The 15019-nt window shown below is 52.0% G+C and carries 15 protein-coding genes; 1 reads left to right on the top strand and 14 read right to left on the bottom strand.

What is annotated here, in order from left to right; all coding sequences use genetic code 11:
- Positions 1-9 precede the first annotated feature (9 nt).
- The 10 genes from BIY29_RS06190 to ndk form a co-directional block, all read right to left on the bottom strand.
- The gene (locus tag BIY29_RS06190) at positions 10-969 is read right to left on the bottom strand and encodes an AEC family transporter (protein ID WP_121574284.1); all 960 of its coding nucleotides are present in this window, start codon (positions 967-969) and stop codon (positions 10-12) included.
- Positions 970-1027: 58 nt separating this feature from the next.
- Positions 1028-2521: a ribosome biogenesis GTPase Der gene (der, locus tag BIY29_RS06185; RefSeq protein ID WP_121574283.1), complete on the bottom strand. Its 1494-nt coding sequence runs from the start codon at positions 2519-2521 to the stop codon at positions 1028-1030.
- Positions 2522-2863: 342 nt separating this feature from the next.
- A complete protein-coding gene (bamB, locus tag BIY29_RS06180) occupies positions 2864-4045 on the bottom strand; it encodes an outer membrane protein assembly factor BamB (RefSeq protein WP_121574282.1) in 1182 nt (393 codons plus the stop codon).
- A 10-nt stretch (positions 4046-4055) separates the two neighbouring features.
- Complete coding sequence (locus BIY29_RS06175) at positions 4056-4676, bottom strand: YfgM family protein (protein WP_121574281.1); 621 nt, start codon at positions 4674-4676, stop codon at positions 4056-4058.
- A 13-nt stretch (positions 4677-4689) separates the two neighbouring features.
- Complete coding sequence (gene hisS, locus BIY29_RS06170; protein WP_121574280.1) at positions 4690-5964, bottom strand: histidine--tRNA ligase; 1275 nt, start codon at positions 5962-5964, stop codon at positions 4690-4692.
- A gap of 135 nt (positions 5965-6099) precedes the next feature.
- Positions 6100-7221 (bottom strand): flavodoxin-dependent (E)-4-hydroxy-3-methylbut-2-enyl-diphosphate synthase, encoded by a 1122-nt coding sequence (gene ispG, locus BIY29_RS06165; protein ID WP_121574279.1) that lies wholly within the window; start codon positions 7219-7221, stop codon positions 6100-6102.
- 42 nt (positions 7222-7263) lie between these two features.
- Positions 7264-8268 (bottom strand): cytoskeleton protein RodZ, encoded by a 1005-nt coding sequence (rodZ, locus tag BIY29_RS06160; RefSeq protein WP_121574278.1) that lies wholly within the window; start codon positions 8266-8268, stop codon positions 7264-7266.
- On the bottom strand, positions 8258-9016 hold the full coding sequence (gene pilW, locus BIY29_RS06155; protein WP_121574277.1) for a type IV pilus biogenesis/stability protein PilW: 759 nt from the start codon (positions 9014-9016) through the stop codon (positions 8258-8260). Before pilW ends, rodZ begins: the two co-directional genes overlap by 11 nt.
- Before the next feature lie 149 nt (positions 9017-9165).
- Entirely contained in the window at positions 9166-10347 is a 1182-nt protein-coding gene (gene rlmN, locus BIY29_RS06150; RefSeq protein ID WP_121574276.1) for a dual-specificity RNA methyltransferase RlmN, read from the bottom strand.
- Positions 10348-10556: 209 nt separating this feature from the next.
- Positions 10557-10988: a nucleoside-diphosphate kinase gene (gene ndk / locus BIY29_RS06145; RefSeq protein WP_121574275.1), complete on the bottom strand. Its 432-nt coding sequence runs from the start codon at positions 10986-10988 to the stop codon at positions 10557-10559.
- A 286-nt stretch (positions 10989-11274) separates the two neighbouring features.
- On the opposite strand from ndk, the gene sseA reads away from it, so the two are divergent.
- Positions 11275-12126 carry a 3-mercaptopyruvate sulfurtransferase gene (gene sseA / locus BIY29_RS06140; protein WP_121574274.1) on the top strand — a complete coding sequence of 284 codons (852 nt, stop codon included), beginning with the start codon at positions 11275-11277 and terminating at the stop codon, positions 12124-12126.
- Positions 12127-12179: 53 nt separating this feature from the next.
- On the opposite strand, the gene sseB is transcribed toward sseA, so the two are convergent.
- The 4 genes from sseB to fdx form a co-directional block, all read right to left on the bottom strand.
- Positions 12180-12992: an enhanced serine sensitivity protein SseB gene (sseB, locus tag BIY29_RS06135; RefSeq protein ID WP_121574273.1), complete on the bottom strand. Its 813-nt coding sequence runs from the start codon at positions 12990-12992 to the stop codon at positions 12180-12182.
- Positions 12993-13081: 89 nt separating this feature from the next.
- Positions 13082-14377: an aminopeptidase PepB gene (gene pepB, locus BIY29_RS06130; protein ID WP_121574272.1), complete on the bottom strand. Its 1296-nt coding sequence runs from the start codon at positions 14375-14377 to the stop codon at positions 13082-13084.
- Positions 14378-14466: 89 nt separating this feature from the next.
- On the bottom strand, positions 14467-14667 hold the full coding sequence (gene iscX, locus BIY29_RS06125; protein ID WP_121574271.1) for a Fe-S cluster assembly protein IscX: 201 nt from the start codon (positions 14665-14667) through the stop codon (positions 14467-14469).
- 15 nt (positions 14668-14682) lie between these two features.
- The gene (gene fdx, locus BIY29_RS06120) at positions 14683-15018 is read right to left on the bottom strand and encodes an ISC system 2Fe-2S type ferredoxin (protein WP_121574270.1); all 336 of its coding nucleotides are present in this window, start codon (positions 15016-15018) and stop codon (positions 14683-14685) included.
- Between the last annotated feature and the right edge of the window lies 1 nt (position 15019).

Below are 15019 nucleotides of genomic sequence, written 5' to 3'. Positions count from 1 at the left end.
TTTTTCTCCCTAAATCACACCGAGTGAACGTAAGAAATAGACGCCCAGCGCAATCACAAAGAACGAACCGGCAGTGGTTAAACCAATGATATTGGCTGCCAGCGTCGGATTGCCGCCCATTGCCCTGGTCATTGCATAGCTGCCCGCAGCCGTTGGCGTGGCGGAAAACAAAAAAATCACCCCGAGCGTGACGCCACGAAAACCGACCAGCCAGCCACCCAACGTAAGAATACCCGGCACGATAAGCAGTTTAGCCAATGAAGAGAGCGCCGCCACGTTGGATGAGCGAAAAATCATACGCCAGTCAAGGCTGACACCGGCACACAACAACGCCAGCGGCAACGACAGCGCGGCAATGAAGTTACCGGTCTGCTGAATCACCGTTGGCATAGGCAAACCACTCTTCGAATAGCACAATCCGCCCAGTAAACCGATAATCAGCGGGTTGGTGACAATACTCTTCAGCAGCGCGAGTTTACCGATCCCCCGCCCGTCGGTTGTACGCTGCAAACTGCGCGTCAAGGTGATAACAGACAACACGTTGAACATAGTCACCGTCACCATCAGGTACAGAGAACCAATGGCGACACCTTCTTTTCCATAGGCGCTCATGGCAAATGCCAGCCCCATAATGCCGGTATTGGAGCGAAACCCGCCTTGCACAAAAATACCGCGTTCGGTCGGTTCTTTGACGACATAAACAGCGGCAAATTCCAGCAATAAATAGGTCAGCAACGTACCGACGACGCCATAAATCACCAGCGGCAGTTGTTCCATAATCGATTGGTGGTTGGTGGCCACACTGAAAAAAAGCAGGCAAGGCAGTGATACATTGAAGACCAACCGCATTGCTGAATCGCAAAAATCGTCATTCAGCATGTTAAGTTTGCGTAGCGCTATCCCCAGCAACAGCATCAACAGGTTCGGCACCGTGACGTTAAACGCAAAACTCCAGTTTTCCCAGGACATAAGTTCCCTTGTGATTCAACAATGCGGGGCGAATATTGCTATCCACCCCGCTTATTAATTATTTGCTCTTTTTAAGGTGCTGCATCAAACGCTTACGCTTGCGCAACTGATTCGGCGTCAGCGTGTTGCGCTTATCCGCAAAGGGGTTTTCGCCCTCTTTAAACTGGATGCGAATCGGCGTTCCCATTACATCCAGCGAACGACGAAAGTAATTCATCAGATAACGCTTGTAGGAATCGGGCAGATCTTTCACCTGATTACCGTGGATCACCACAATCGGCGGGTTATAGCCACCCGCATGAGCATATTTCAATTTCACACGACGGCCACGCACCAGCGGCGGTTGATGGTCATCCGCCGCCATCTGCATAATGCGAGTCAGCATAGAGGTTCCGACTCTGCGCGTTGCGCAGGTGTAGGCTTCAATGACCGATTCAAACAGATTACCCACGCCGCTGCCATGTAACGCGGAGATGAAATGAACACGAGCAAAATCGATGAAGCCGAGGCGTAAATCCAGCGTTTCTTTGACTTGATCGCGAACTTCCTGCGACAAACCATCCCACTTGTTGACCACGATCACCAGTGAGCGCCCGCTATTGAGGATAAAGCCCAACAGAGAGAGATCCTGATCGGCAATCCCTTCACGGGCATCAATGACCAGCATCACAACGTTGGCATCTTCTATCGCCTGTAGCGTTTTAATCACCGAGAATTTTTCGACCGTCTCGGTCACTTTGCCTCGTTTGCGTACCCCGGCGGTATCAATTAGCACGTATTCACGTTCATCACGCACCATCGGAATGTAAATACTGTCACGCGTGGTGCCGGGCATATCGTAAACCACCACGCGTTCCTCACCCAGAATACGGTTGGTCAGGGTGGACTTGCCCACGTTGGGGCGACCGACAATAGCCAGTTTGATCGGCAAATCTTCAGGATTAAAGTCATCCTCTTCAGCTTGCGCATTTTCAGCGGCTTGCTCATCAGCAAGCTGTTCCGCCCAGTAGGCGGCATTCTCTTCTTCTTCCGTTAGCTCAACGGGTTCAGGCTCGCCATCCTGCACAAACGGCAACAGGACTTTTTCCAGCAAGGATGATACGCCGCGCCCGTGAGAAGCCGCTATCGGATAAATTTCCCCCATCCCCAGCGAATAGAAATCCCCGATGACGGTGTCAGGGTCGATGCCATCGGTTTTATTGGCAACCAGAAAGGTTGCTTTCTGGCGGCTGCGCAGATGCTGGGCAATACTTTCATCAGCAGGCATCAATCCAGCGCGGGCATCCACCATAAACAGTACGATATCGGCCTCTTCAATCGCCACCAGCGACTGCCCGGCCATACGCGTTTCTACGCCATCTTCCGCGCCATCAATACCACCGGTATCAATGATAATAAATTCATGACCTTCCACTTCCGCACGGCCATACTTGCGGTCACGAGTCAGCCCTGGGAAATCCGCCACCAATGCATCACGAGTGCGCGTTAAGCGGTTAAACAGCGTGGATTTCCCCACATTCGGACGTCCGACCAGCGCGACGACAGGTATCATTGTTACAACCTCATTACTTATATTTCAATACGTTACAGCGAAAATACTCGCTGACGATAAAAGACGAAACGGCCCCTGATACTGTCAGGAGCCGTTGGGGGATCATATTTGCAAGAGGCAAAGATCCAAACGTTCTACCCTTCATCTTTCAAGTTGCAGGTGTGTTGGCCGCTCTACTCGGCCCCTCCCTGGGCCTCGCCCCTTTGGGGCCGCTGTGAACAGCGTTCAAATCTGCTCCAGGCAGATTTGTCAGTCACCCGAATCACTTACTTGTGTAAGCTCATCGGGATTCCTTCTCTTGCCGCCTTCCTGCATCTCGAAATCTATTGGGTATATTTTTAACTAGCGGGTGAAAGCGTAAACTTCGCCGTTCTTCGCCTGAATAAGCAGCTTATCACTGGCAATCACCGGCTTGCTCAGGAAACCGGCGCTATCCACTTTCTGTTGCACGACAAAGCGGCCATCAGCCGTATTCAGCCAGTGCAGATACCCTTCGCTATCACCCACCACCAGATAACCATTATACAGCACAGGCGCCGTCAGGTTACGGTGCAACAGATCGCTTTGACGCCACAGGTTCACGCCGCCATTAGTGTTCAGCGCCACAACGCGGTCATCCTGGTCGACCAGATAGATACGGTCGCCATCCACAATGAAATCATGCACCGAGCCCAGCTCCCGTTTCCATAAGATCTGACCGGAGCGCAGATCCAGCGCCGTCATATTGCCGTTATAGCCCAATGCGTATACCACATCACCGGCAACAACCGGCGTGGTATCGACATCATTCAGGCGATCAATTTCCGTCGCCCCGCTTGGCTGTGAAATACGCTGCTGCCAGATTAACTGCCCCTGATTAATCAGCACGGCATTCACACGCCCGTTATCACCACCAACGATAGCGGCGCCAAACGCTGCGGTCGGCGCTGATTCGCCACGCAGAGAAAGCGTTGGCATGTCCAGGTTAACCGTCCATTTAATCGCGCCATCAGCTTCATTCAACGCCTGCAACATGCCGTTAGTGGTATGAATCAGCACTACGCCGTCACTGCTCACCGGGCGCGAAAGCACTTCGCCGGCCACGTTCGTCTGCCATACCGATGTGCCGTCTTCAGTATTCAGAGCAAATACCTGCGCTCTTTCACTGCCAACATAGACATGGTTGCCCGATACGGCTACGCCGCCGGATAATAATGCAGGTGTATTCCGGGAGAGAAACCCGGTTTTTTCAGATAGATCCACCTGCCAGATTTCAGTGCCGTTGCTGAGATCCAGCGCTTTCACCGTCCCCCGGCGATCGGCGGCAAATACGCGATTATCCTGCCAGGCCGGGTGAAGATTAGAATAAAACTCACCAATTCCACTCCCCACAGAACGGCTCCATACCTTAGTCGGCGTGAACTGATTTTCCACCGTCGGCAGTGGCGACATAGTGACTACATCTTCCTCGCTGTTGAACAGCGAACATCCGTTCAGCAGGGCGACTGAAACCAGTCCTACCAAAAGTGTTTTACGCAGTTGCATGGAATTCCTCTTAGCTGGACAGGTTATTCAGTTTCATAGTCAGCAATGCTTTCAATGCCTGCGGTGGATTGGCAGACAAACCTTTGTTATACGCGTCGCGTGCCGCCTGATTATCCCCTTTGCTTACCAGGGCATCACCACGGACTTCCGCCGCCAAAGCAACCCAGCCGTCTGACTTGATGGCATCCAGTGTCTTCAGCGCTTCATCCGCTTTTTTATCTTGCAACTGAATCCGCGCCAAACGCAGATTCACTAAAGAAAGCAGATCGGCATCGCTGGTTTGGGACAGAGCTTGCGCCAATTGTCGTTCCGCTTTAGCAAAATCATTTTGATCCACGTAGTGACGGGCCAGTTCCAGCGAAGCCAGCACACCGTAGTTATTTTTATTTTCAGCAGAAAATTTCTCCGCTGAGGTTACGGCTTCAGCTTTCCCCTCCGCCAACTGGTCACTGATGAGCTGATATGACGTCGATGACGCCATAGCGCTGTTGCTCTGGTTATTCTGCCAGAAACGCCAACCTACCAACGCGCCGACACCCAGCACAACGCCGACGATTAACGCCTTTCCGTTTTCCGCGAGGAAACGACGTAGCGCATCAACCTGCTCATTCTCTGTGGTATAGACTTCCACTGTGTCTTTCTCCTCAATCCAGTAACGTTGCCAATCGTGCTGCAACGTCGGTCTGCGCCAATGTATCCTGCTCGCCATTTCTCAGGTTTTTTATCACCACCTGACCAGCCGCAACTTCATTTTCACCTAATACCAGCGCAATGCGTGCGCCCCATTTATCCGCTCGGGCAAATTGCTTTTTAAAATTGCCGCCGCCATAGTTGGTCATCAGTTTCAGTTGCGGCAGCGTATCACGTAATGTCTCAGCCAGTTGCATTGCGGCCACCTGAGTTCCCTCGCCAGAAGAGATCAGATAAACATCAACACTCGGTTGTGCTTTAAATTCAGGGTTGATGGACTGCACCAGCAGAACCAAACGCTCCAGCCCCATCGCAAAACCCACGGCTGGCGTAGCACGTCCGCCCAGTTGCTCGACCATACCATCATAACGCCCCCCGGCACAGACCGTGCCCTGAGCGCCCAGACTGGTTGTTACCCATTCGAAAACGGTGCGGTTGTAATAATCCAGACCGCGAACCAGACGCGGATTGACGGTATATGGGATACCAGCCTGCGTTAAAAGTTCACCCAACGCCTCAAAGTGTGCGCGAGATTCATCATCAAGGTAGTCAGTCAGGATCGGCGCTTCATCAAGCAGCGTCTGAACCTGGGGATTTTTTGAATCCAGCACCCGCAGCGGGTTGGTATACATACGGCGCAAACAATCCTCATCAAGCTTTTCTTTATGCTGCTCAAGGAAAGTAATCAGCGCTTCACGGTATTTTGCACGAGCGTCCAGCGAACCAATCGAATTCAGTTCCAGCTTAACCTGCGCTGAAATACCCAGCACCCGCCACCAGCGAGCGGTGAGCAGAATAAGCTCGGCGTCAATGTCCGGCCCCGGCAATCCAAAAACTTCACAACCCAGTTGATGAAATTGGCGATAGCGGCCTTTCTGCGGGCGCTCGTGGCGAAACATCGGCCCGATATACCACAGGCGCTGCTCCTGATTGTAGAGAAAACCATGCTCAATGCCAGCACGAACGCAAGAAGCGGTATTTTCCGGGCGCAACGTCAGACTGTCGCCGTTACGGTCCTCAAAGGTATACATCTCTTTTTCGACCACATCCGTAACTTCGCCAATGGCGCGTTGAAACAGCGATGTCTGCTCAACAATAGGTGTACGAATTTCACTGTAGCCGTAGCTGCCGAGCACCTGTTTCAGGCTGTTTTCAATACGCTGCCACAATGCCGTTTCGGCTGGCAGGTAATCGTTCATTCCACGAATGGCTTGAATATTTTTTGCCACGTCTGCTCTCTATGCGTTTTTCAAAAAATAAACCCGATTATAAGGGGATTGCTGTCGCATCTTCAATGCAAAGCCCCCCCATCGGGTTCAGGATAATATTATGCAAATGACGGCTACAGGCCGCACCAGCACAGCTTATTTATCGACCAGATTTACCGTAATGCGCTGGTTTTCATCCATCATGGACGCCTTGGCACGGATTTTAGCTTCAAGCTGGTCGATCATCTGCTCGTTATCGAAACGTTCTCTCTGACGCACGCCATCTTCATAAAAACCGCTCTTATTATGGCCGCCCGTCACGCCGATGGTGGAAACCAACGCCTCGCCCGGCCCGTTAACCACGCAGCCAATAATCGAGACATCCATCGGTGTGATGATGTCTTCAAGCCGTTGCTCCAGCGCGTTCACTGTACCAATGACATCGAACTCTTGCCGTGAGCAGGTTGGACAGGCAATAAAATTGATGCCGCGAGCGCGAATACGCAACGACTTCAGAATATCGAAGCCAACTTTAACTTCCTCAACCGGATCAGCCGCCAGCGAAATACGTAAGGTATCGCCGATCCCTTCAGATAATAGCAGACCAAGGCCAATTGCCGATTTAACCGCCCCGCTGCGCGCGCCACCTGCTTCGGTAATTCCCAGATGCAACGGCTGATCGATACGGGCGGCCAGCAGCCGATAAGACTGCACCGCCAGAAAAACATCGGATGCTTTCACGCTGACTTTAAACTGATCGAAATTGAGGCGATCGAGAATATCAACATGGCGCATAGCGGATTCCAGCAGCGCTTCCGGCGTCGGCTCACCATATTTTTCCTGCAAATCTTTTTCCAGCGACCCGCCGTTCACCCCGATGCGTATCGGGATATTGTAATCACGTGCGCAGTCCACAACGGAACGGATGCGTTCTTCGTTACCAATATTGCCAGGGTTAATACGCAGGCAGTCGACGCCATATTCCGCTACTTTCAACGCAATGCGGTAGTCAAAATGGATATCAGCAACGAGTGGGACATTAACCTGCTGTTTAATGAGTTTGAACGCTTCCGCCGCATCCATTGTCGGCACGGAAACGCGCACAATATCAACACCAACGCGTTCCAGTGATTTGATTTGATTAACCGTTGCTTCAACATCAGTGGTTCGGGTGTTGGTCATGGATTGCACCGCAATCGGCGCGCCATCTCCAACAGGCACCTTACCGACGTAAATCCGTTTTGATTTCCGGCGGGCTATGGGTGCAGCGTTATGCATTACATCTTCTCCAAAATTACAGCATCACGGGTAAATATTGCGTTATTCCGCCGCCAACGTCAGACGCGCAACCTGATTGCTTCTCACAAACTGGCTCAAGTCGACCGGCTTACCTTGAAATTGGATCTGTACCGCAGCAGGCGCGCCGATTTTCAGCCTATAGGGCGCCTGACCGCTCAGATTCAGCGCCCCGCCATTACGTTGTATACCGCTGAACAGTTTTTTTCCGCTGGCGTCCGTCACCTCCAGCCAGCAGTCGGCGTTAAAGTTCATTACCAGCACATTGGCAGCCGGTGTGTTAGCCGCTGACGCCGTCACCCCTGGCGTCAGTGCGCTCTGGTTCAGTAAGGGGGCGTCATCCGCGGCTGGCGGTTGTGGTTGCGCGGTTGGCGCAGAGGAGGTGGATGGCGTAGTCGCCGACTGCTCATCAGAAGGAGAAGAGGGAGGCGCGCCGTTTTCAAACGAGGAATCGGCCATATTTATCGGTACATCTGTCGGTGAGGACGGCGGAGCAGTTGAAGCAGCCGGATCCTTCTGCTCAATATTATTATCCACCAACGGCACAGACTGACCTTCATTCTGCCCCTGCATCGAACTGGCATGGTCGACCAAGGTGTTAATTTCCTGCTGCTGCGCCTGATGATTCTGCCACCACCATGCTCCGGTTAACCCCAAGACCACCACCACCACCAGCCAGGTGAAGGTCATTAACCAGCCATCCCGCTTCTTGCGGCTTTTCCCTAAGGAAAAACTTTGCATGGGAGCAACGTTGGATGCTCTGGGAGCCACATGCTTATCCAGCATGGGTAACAGCTCATCCTCAGGCAAGTGAACAAACTTTGCATAAGAGCGGATATAACCGCGTAAAAAAGTGGGCGCCAAATCGGTTGGCGTATTGCCTTCTTCAATCTCACGAACAGTGGAAAGCTTAAGGCATAAACGTTCAGCAACGATCTGCTGAGTCAACCCCAGACGCTCACGCGCCTGGCGCAAACGTTCGCCGGGAATGGTTGATTCTGTATTATTTTGAGTGGCTTCAGTATTCATTAGCTAAGAACTGCTGGTACTGTTTAGATTGTGGAAAACTTTGCGCCAGCAACTTGCCATAACGGTCAATATCGCCATCACGGCCCGCCAGCACGGCGAAACGAATCTGTAACCATAAACTTTCGGCGCTGACCGGAAGAATATGCTGATAAACATCCAGGAGCAATTGAGCCTGCTCGTGTTTTCCGGCAGAAAACTGTTTATCCGCCTCTGCCAGAAGCATGTCCCCTTTCACGGGATCATACTTCAATGCCCGACTTAATACGCTGCGCGCATTATCATTCTGGCCTGCTTTGAAAAAACAATATCCTGCATTTTCCAACGCATCGGCAACCTGACGGTAATCAGGGAGTTGAACAGCCGCGTTAAACTGCCTTTGCGCCGCTACATACTGCCCTAAACCACACAGAAACGCACCGTAATTATTCATTACGCTGCCGTTTTCCGGCGCCTGCCGCAATGCTAATTGATAACGCCGTTCTGCGGCCTGATTTTCACCTATCCGCTGCTCATAAAGCGCCATACCTAATTGGGTACGATAGTCTTGCGGCGCGGCTTCCAACGCCTTTTCAAGATTCTGGCGAGCGGCATCCAGGTTATTGCGGGCCAGATACTCCAGCCCCAATTGCAAACGGGTTTGCGCCACCGCCGGGTTTACCCCTTCACGAGCTGGATGACTGCATCCTGCCAACAGAACAATCATGACTACCGGCAACCAGCGCTTTCCCTGTCTTAACTGTTGTATCATTCCTGACGCCCTTCTATTGCCGTCCCGGCCTGTCATATCCCTGTCATATCAACGGTATGTCATCTTAAATCCATATTGCGTCACCGCTATCGTATGATTAACACGGTAAAAGTATTATCACCTTCATAGGTAACCAAGACAATCAGGTATCAGACCGTTTTAACCATGATAGGTTCACCTGCCATCTTTTTCTTCAGCGTACGCTTGGTTCTGTCCACGACTTCACCCGCAAGCTGACCGCAAGCGGCATCAATATCGTCACCGCGGGTTTTGCGCACAATGGTGGTAAAGCCATATTCCATAAGCACTTTGGAAAAACGATCGACACGGCTATTCGAACTACGCCCATAGGGCGCGCCGGGGAAGGGATTCCATGGAATCAGGTTAATCTTACATGGCGTGTCTTTCAGGCATTCAGCCAATTGATGAGCGTGCTCCGTACCATCATTAATATGATCCAGCATCACGTATTCCACCGTTACACGCCCCTGATTGGCATTGGATTTATCCAGATAACGCCGCACCGCGCCCAGAAAGGTTTCGATGTTATATTTCTTATTCAGCGGCATAATTTCGTTACGAATTTCATCGTTTGGCGCATGCAGGGAGATCGCCAGGGCAACGTCGATCATATCGCCTAACTTATCCAGCGCAGGCACCACGCCGGACGTCGACAGAGTGACACGCCGTTTTGATAAACCGAAGCCAAAATCATCCAGCATGATTTCCATTGCGGGGACCACATTAGTCAAGTTGAGCAAGGGTTCACCCATTCCCATCATGACCACGTTAGTAATCGGGCGCTGACCGGTGACTTTAAACGCGCCGATAATTTTCGCCGCACGCCACACCTGACCGATAATTTCAGAAACGCGCAGGTTGCGGTTAAAACCCTGCTGCGCGGTGGAGCAGAATTTGCATTCCAGCGCACAACCAACCTGCGAAGACACACACAGCGTCGCACGGTCTTCTTCCGGTATATATACCGTTTCCACTCGCTGGCCGCCAACCAGAATCGCCCACTTGATGGTGCCATCGGAAGAGCGCTGTTCATCCACCACTTCCGGCGCACGAATCTCGGCAACCTCTTGTAATTTGCTACGAAAGACTTTGTTAATATCGGTCATCTGAGTGAAATCATCACAGCAATAGTGATAGATCCACTTCATCACCTGATCGGCACGGAAGGGTTTCTCCCCCAATGACGCGAAAAACTCGCGCATTTGCTGACGGTTAAGATCCAACAGGTTAATCTTTTCCGCTCCGGATTTGGCGGCTTGAGAGATCTCGGCGGACGTCGGGGAAAATTCGGACACAGTTTGCTCAGACATAGGAACTCTTGGCCTCGTTATTACACGTTATGGCTCGAAAGAAAGATGATATATAGAAAATGCCCTGAATAAGCGCACACACATTCAGGGCGCGGCATTGTACAAAGTTTAATGCAGGTAAGCTACTGTCGCCGCATTTTTATATGCTGGCTTGTAACCCGGCACATTGCGGTATTGGTTCGATGCTAGCCGATTCACACCGTACGGAATTAGCGGTTACGCGGGCAAATTTCATCGGCGCTGAAGAAATAGGCAATTTCGCGTTGTGCGGATTCAATGGAATCAGAACCGTGTACCGCGTTCTCCGTGAAGCTGTCGGCATAATCAGCACGCAGCGTACCGGCCAGGGCGTTCGCCGGATTGGTCGCCCCCATAATGTCACGGTTACGCTGAACGGCATTTTCCCCTTCCAGCACCTGTACCATGATTGGGCCGGAGATCATGAATGCGACCAGTCCGTCAAAAAACGGTTTGCCCTGATGTTCGGCATAAAAACCTTCAGCTTGTTCACGAGTCAAATGCAGCATTTTGGCTGCAACAATTTTAAAACCCGCGCTTTCAAAACGCGCATAAATGGCGCCAATGGCATTCTTCGCCACCGCATTGGGTTTTACGATGGAAAAGGTACGTTCTACCGTCATATTGACCTCTTTCAATAACTGTCTGATAGCAGCCGGATGGGATAATGATATACCCGATAGATTTCAAGATGACAGGTATCGTTCCGGCCAGTGAAGTGGCGCAGATTATAGGGTGGCCTGAGCCGCTTGCCTACCAGAGACATAACATTTTATTAAAAAAAAAGACCATGCCCCGCTACAATAAAGCCTGTCTATACCCAGGCTTGTCGGGACAATAAAAATCACTGACAATGGTTTCATCATTTCACATCGGGGCTGAATCCATCAGCTTCAGCGTGGGGGTTCTATGCCAGTATCGTCTTCTGAATTGTTTGTTTCCGCCACCTGGCTTGCCGGGCATCTTAACGATAGCAAGATCACACTCATTGACGCCCGCATGTTACCGCCGGGTGAAACCACCCGCGATATCCACGCCGAATACCGGGCCGGGCATTTGCCCGGTGCGGTATTTTTTGATATTGAAGCCTTATCCGATCACCGCTCCGATCTGCCTCATATGCTGCCCGGCAGCCACGATTTTTCCCTCGCAATGGGCAAGCTCGGCATCAACGATCGGCAGCATATTGTCATTTATGACGAAGGCAACCTATTCTCCGCTCCCCGCGCCTGGTGGATGCTGCGTACCTTCGGGGTTGAGCGGATTTCGATTCTGAGCGGTGGACTTGCCAGCTGGAAGCGCCATAATCTGCCGCTGGAGCAGGGAAATATTGCACGTGAACCGCAGTCGTTCAACGCCCGCATCGATACTTCCGCCATTCGCCAGCGTGACGACATACTGGCTATTATCAATAATAAATCAGCACAAATTGTTGATGCCCGACCTGCCGCCCGTTTTAACGGGGAAGTGGATGAACCTCGCCCCGGTCTGCACCGCGGCCACATTCCCGGTAGCCTTAACGTTCCCTGGGCCGAACTGGTCGCCAACGGCGCGTTGAAGCCAAACGCCGAGTTGGCAACCATTCTGCACAAGCACGGCGTGGACTTCAGCCAGCCCGTCGTTGCCAGTTGCGGCTCCGGCGTGACCGCTGCCGTGGTGGTTCTGGCGCTGACGTTGCTAAATGTCCATCATGTCACGCTATATGATGGTTCATGGAGTGACTGGGGCAGCCGGGACGATGTTCCCATCACGCTGGATTAATAACAAAAATCAGGCAAAAAAACAGTGGATTACCAGCCTGACTGTTATGGGTGTCAGGCACGACCGGTGTTTTTGAAATCCCGCAGGAAGCTGCCCCATTTACGCTCATAAAACGGCGTAGTATGTTTCGTCAAATAGTGACTGATGCCCGGTTCACCTTCCTTCACCAGACACAAATCGACAGGTCGTTCGTCGGGTAAGGTATCGCTGGCAACGCTTCCTGCCGCCCGGATGATTTCTTCCACATCATTATCCGCTTCTATGCCGATCAACAGATGCGGATCTTTCTCATCCGGTTCATGGATCTGCGCCAAAAACGCACGGCGGACATGCCGGTATTTGGTAAACAATTGCGTCAGCGAGTCAATCATCTGCACCGGCATTTCTGCGGGCTGACCAATTAAAACCTGCATCTCTTCTTCGATGATCCGCTGCTGAACAAGTCCGTTACCTTCACCAGAAAGCATATGTTCCACTTCCTGCGCAAGAAACTCTTTACCATAGGCTAATTTGGGATTGAGAAACAACGTGGCGCCCCGCGTCATCTCAAACAGTGAACGTGCGGGTAGCGCTAAAAATGACTGCTCTTCAGTGACCGCCATCTGTAATGCTTCCAGCGAAGAGAAAAAAGGAATGGCTGAAGAGCCATCAGCTTTTTCCCAATGCTGAATCTGGACATGACTGCCTTCATGCAGGATATTCTCCCCCGGTGCGTCGCTGTCGTCGCTGTCGTCGCTGTCGTCGCTGCTGCCTAACACAAAAACCGTTGCCTCCAGCAGTTCGCTGAAAAATTCAGGCCGATGCGCCGGTTCGGTGGACGCCAACACCAAGATCTCTTCCAGTTTGTTTTGCGGAGAAAAATCCATAAATATCCTCAACCAATGATGCGCCCGAAAACCGGGCGCGTGACCTACGCATTACCTGTCGGGACAAATCACCCCAGATATGGCGAAATTTACACAGTCTTACTGAGCAGTAAATTCGCCAGTGTTCGCACACCCAGCCCGGTAGCCCCCGTAGCCCATTGTTCTACCGGCCCTTTACGATAGGTTGCCGAGCAGTCGATGTGCAGCCAGCCTTGCTGATAGCGCTTCACAAAATGAGACAAAAACGCGGCTGCCGTGCTGGCGCCCGCACTATGTGCGGCGCCGGCAACATTATTTAAATCCGCAAAGCTGGAAGGCAAATGGCTGCGGTGGAACTCTTCCAACGGCAAACGCCAGAACGCTTCCCCCTCCTGCCGGGCGCTTTGCTGTAAAGCCGCCGCCAGTTCATCATCAAAGCTGAACAAGGCATGATAATCATTACCCAGCGCCGTTTTTGCCGCGCCAGTTAATGTCGCACAATCGATGATCCATTGCGGATTCTGCTCTGAAGCATCAATCAAACCATCGGCCAGTACCAGACGCCCTTCCGCATCGGTATTCATCACTTCAACACTTTTGCCATTGCGGTAACGGATAATATCGCCCAGCTTGAACGCATTGCCGCTGACCATGTTGTCTGCACAGCACAGATACATTTTCACCCGCTGTTTCAGCCCGCGGGCCGCCGCCAGCGCCAGCGCCCCCGTCACCGTGGCCGCTCCCCCCATATCCGACTTCATGGAATCCATAAAGCTACTGGGTTTCAGGCTGTAGCCGCCGGTATCAAAAGTAATGCCTTTACCGACCAGACAGGCAAACACCGGGGCGTCCGGGTTACCCGTCGGGTTGTAATCCAGCGCCAGCAATACCGGAGAACGAACGGACCCCCGGCCTACGGTATGAATACCGGCATAGTTCTGCTCACGCAGATCGTCACCTTTGGTAATGCGATAGCTGATGGCTTCGCAGGCAACATCGTTCAACAGATCGATTGCGCGGGTTGCCAGTTGTTCCGGCCCCAGCTCTTCAGCCGGAAGGTTGATGGTATCGCGTACCCAGTCAACTATTTTAAGGCGATCATCCAGTTCTTTTTTATCGGCCTGCTTAAGTTCAGACCATTCAACCTTCCGTTGCCCTTTTGGCCCACGGAACCCCTGCCAGAATGTCCAGTTGCTTTCCAGATCCCAGCCTTCACCCGCCAGCTTAACGTGCCTGATTCCTTGTCCATCCAGTTTGCGGGCAGCACGTTGGATAATCGCCAACGGAAACTTTCCATTCAGATGGATGGTGAAACCCTGTTCGTTCGCACTTAGCAGCGCGTTCTCGCCCCAGCGCGCATCTGCGGGTTGATTAGAGAGTGAAATCAGCATAGCTTCGCTTGTCATAATTCTGCTCCGGATTGTTCTTTAGACTGCCTGTGCGCTCATGGCGCAAAAAATAAAGCGGGCCGCCGTCAGGCAGCCCGTGATGTCAATTATTCCGCTTCATCTAACCAAACCAGTAAGATCGCTTCCAGAGTTTTTTCACTGGATGCGTCAGGAAGGTCATCAAACGCTTCCAGCTCGCAGATCCATTGGTGCATATCCGTAAAACGTACGGTTTTCGGATCGACATCAGGAAATTGGTCATAAAGCGCCTCGCCAATTGCGCGGCTGTCCGTCCATTTCAATCCCATAGCCACTCCTGTCTGTCAATGTTCACGAGCATGATTAATCGTGTAGCGCGGGATTTCAACCACCAAATCTTCACCCGCTACACGCGCCTGACAGCCTAACCGGCTTTCAGGCTCAAGACCCCAGGCCTTGTCCAGCATGTCATCTTCGTCTTCTGTGCTTTCCGCCAAAGAATCAAATCCCTCACGAACAATACAATGACAGGTAGTGCAAGCGCAGGATTTCTCACAGGCGTGTTCAACTTCAATCCCGTTACGCAAGGCTGCATCCAAAATAGATTCCCCACGTTCTGCTTCCAAAACTACCCCTTCGGGGCACAAATCCTGATGAGGCAGAAATACAATCTTAGGCATG

It is taken from the genome of Brenneria alni (assembly GCF_003666245.1).
Taxonomy (GTDB): Bacteria; Pseudomonadota; Gammaproteobacteria; order Enterobacterales; family Enterobacteriaceae; genus Brenneria; species Brenneria alni.
This window is presented reverse-complemented; position numbering and strand designations above follow the sequence as displayed.

What these genes read in the sequence shown, in the direction of transcription:
- BIY29_RS06190 (WP_121574284.1), bottom strand. Translation starts at nt 969, where the DNA reads ATGTCCTGGGAAAACTGGAGTTTTGCGTTTAACGTCACGGTGCCGAAC.
- der (WP_121574283.1), bottom strand. Translation starts at nt 2,521, where the DNA reads ATGATACCTGTCGTCGCGCTGGTCGGACGTCCGAATGTGGGGAAATCC.
- bamB (WP_121574282.1), bottom strand. Translation starts at nt 4,045, where the DNA reads ATGCAACTGCGTAAAACACTTTTGGTAGGACTGGTTTCAGTCGCCCTG.
- ispG (WP_121574279.1), bottom strand. Translation starts at nt 7,221, where the DNA reads ATGCATAACGCTGCACCCATAGCCCGCCGGAAATCAAAACGGATTTAC.
- rodZ (WP_121574278.1), bottom strand. Translation starts at nt 8,268, where the DNA reads ATGAATACTGAAGCCACTCAAAATAATACAGAATCAACCATTCCCGGC.
- pilW (WP_121574277.1), bottom strand. Translation starts at nt 9,016, where the DNA reads ATGATACAACAGTTAAGACAGGGAAAGCGCTGGTTGCCGGTAGTCATG.
- rlmN (WP_121574276.1), bottom strand. Translation starts at nt 10,347, where the DNA reads ATGTCTGAGCAAACTGTGTCCGAATTTTCCCCGACGTCCGCCGAGATC.
- ndk (WP_121574275.1), bottom strand. Translation starts at nt 10,988, where the DNA reads ATGACGGTAGAACGTACCTTTTCCATCGTAAAACCCAATGCGGTGGCG.
- sseA (WP_121574274.1), top strand. Translation starts at nt 11,275, where the DNA reads ATGCCAGTATCGTCTTCTGAATTGTTTGTTTCCGCCACCTGGCTTGCC.
- sseB (WP_121574273.1), bottom strand. Translation starts at nt 12,992, where the DNA reads ATGGATTTTTCTCCGCAAAACAAACTGGAAGAGATCTTGGTGTTGGCG.
- pepB (WP_121574272.1), bottom strand. Translation starts at nt 14,377, where the DNA reads ATGACAAGCGAAGCTATGCTGATTTCACTCTCTAATCAACCCGCAGAT.
- iscX (WP_121574271.1), bottom strand. Translation starts at nt 14,667, where the DNA reads ATGGGATTGAAATGGACGGACAGCCGCGCAATTGGCGAGGCGCTTTAT.
- fdx (WP_121574270.1), bottom strand. Translation starts at nt 15,018, where the DNA reads ATGCCTAAGATTGTATTTCTGCCTCATCAGGATTTGTGCCCCGAAGGG.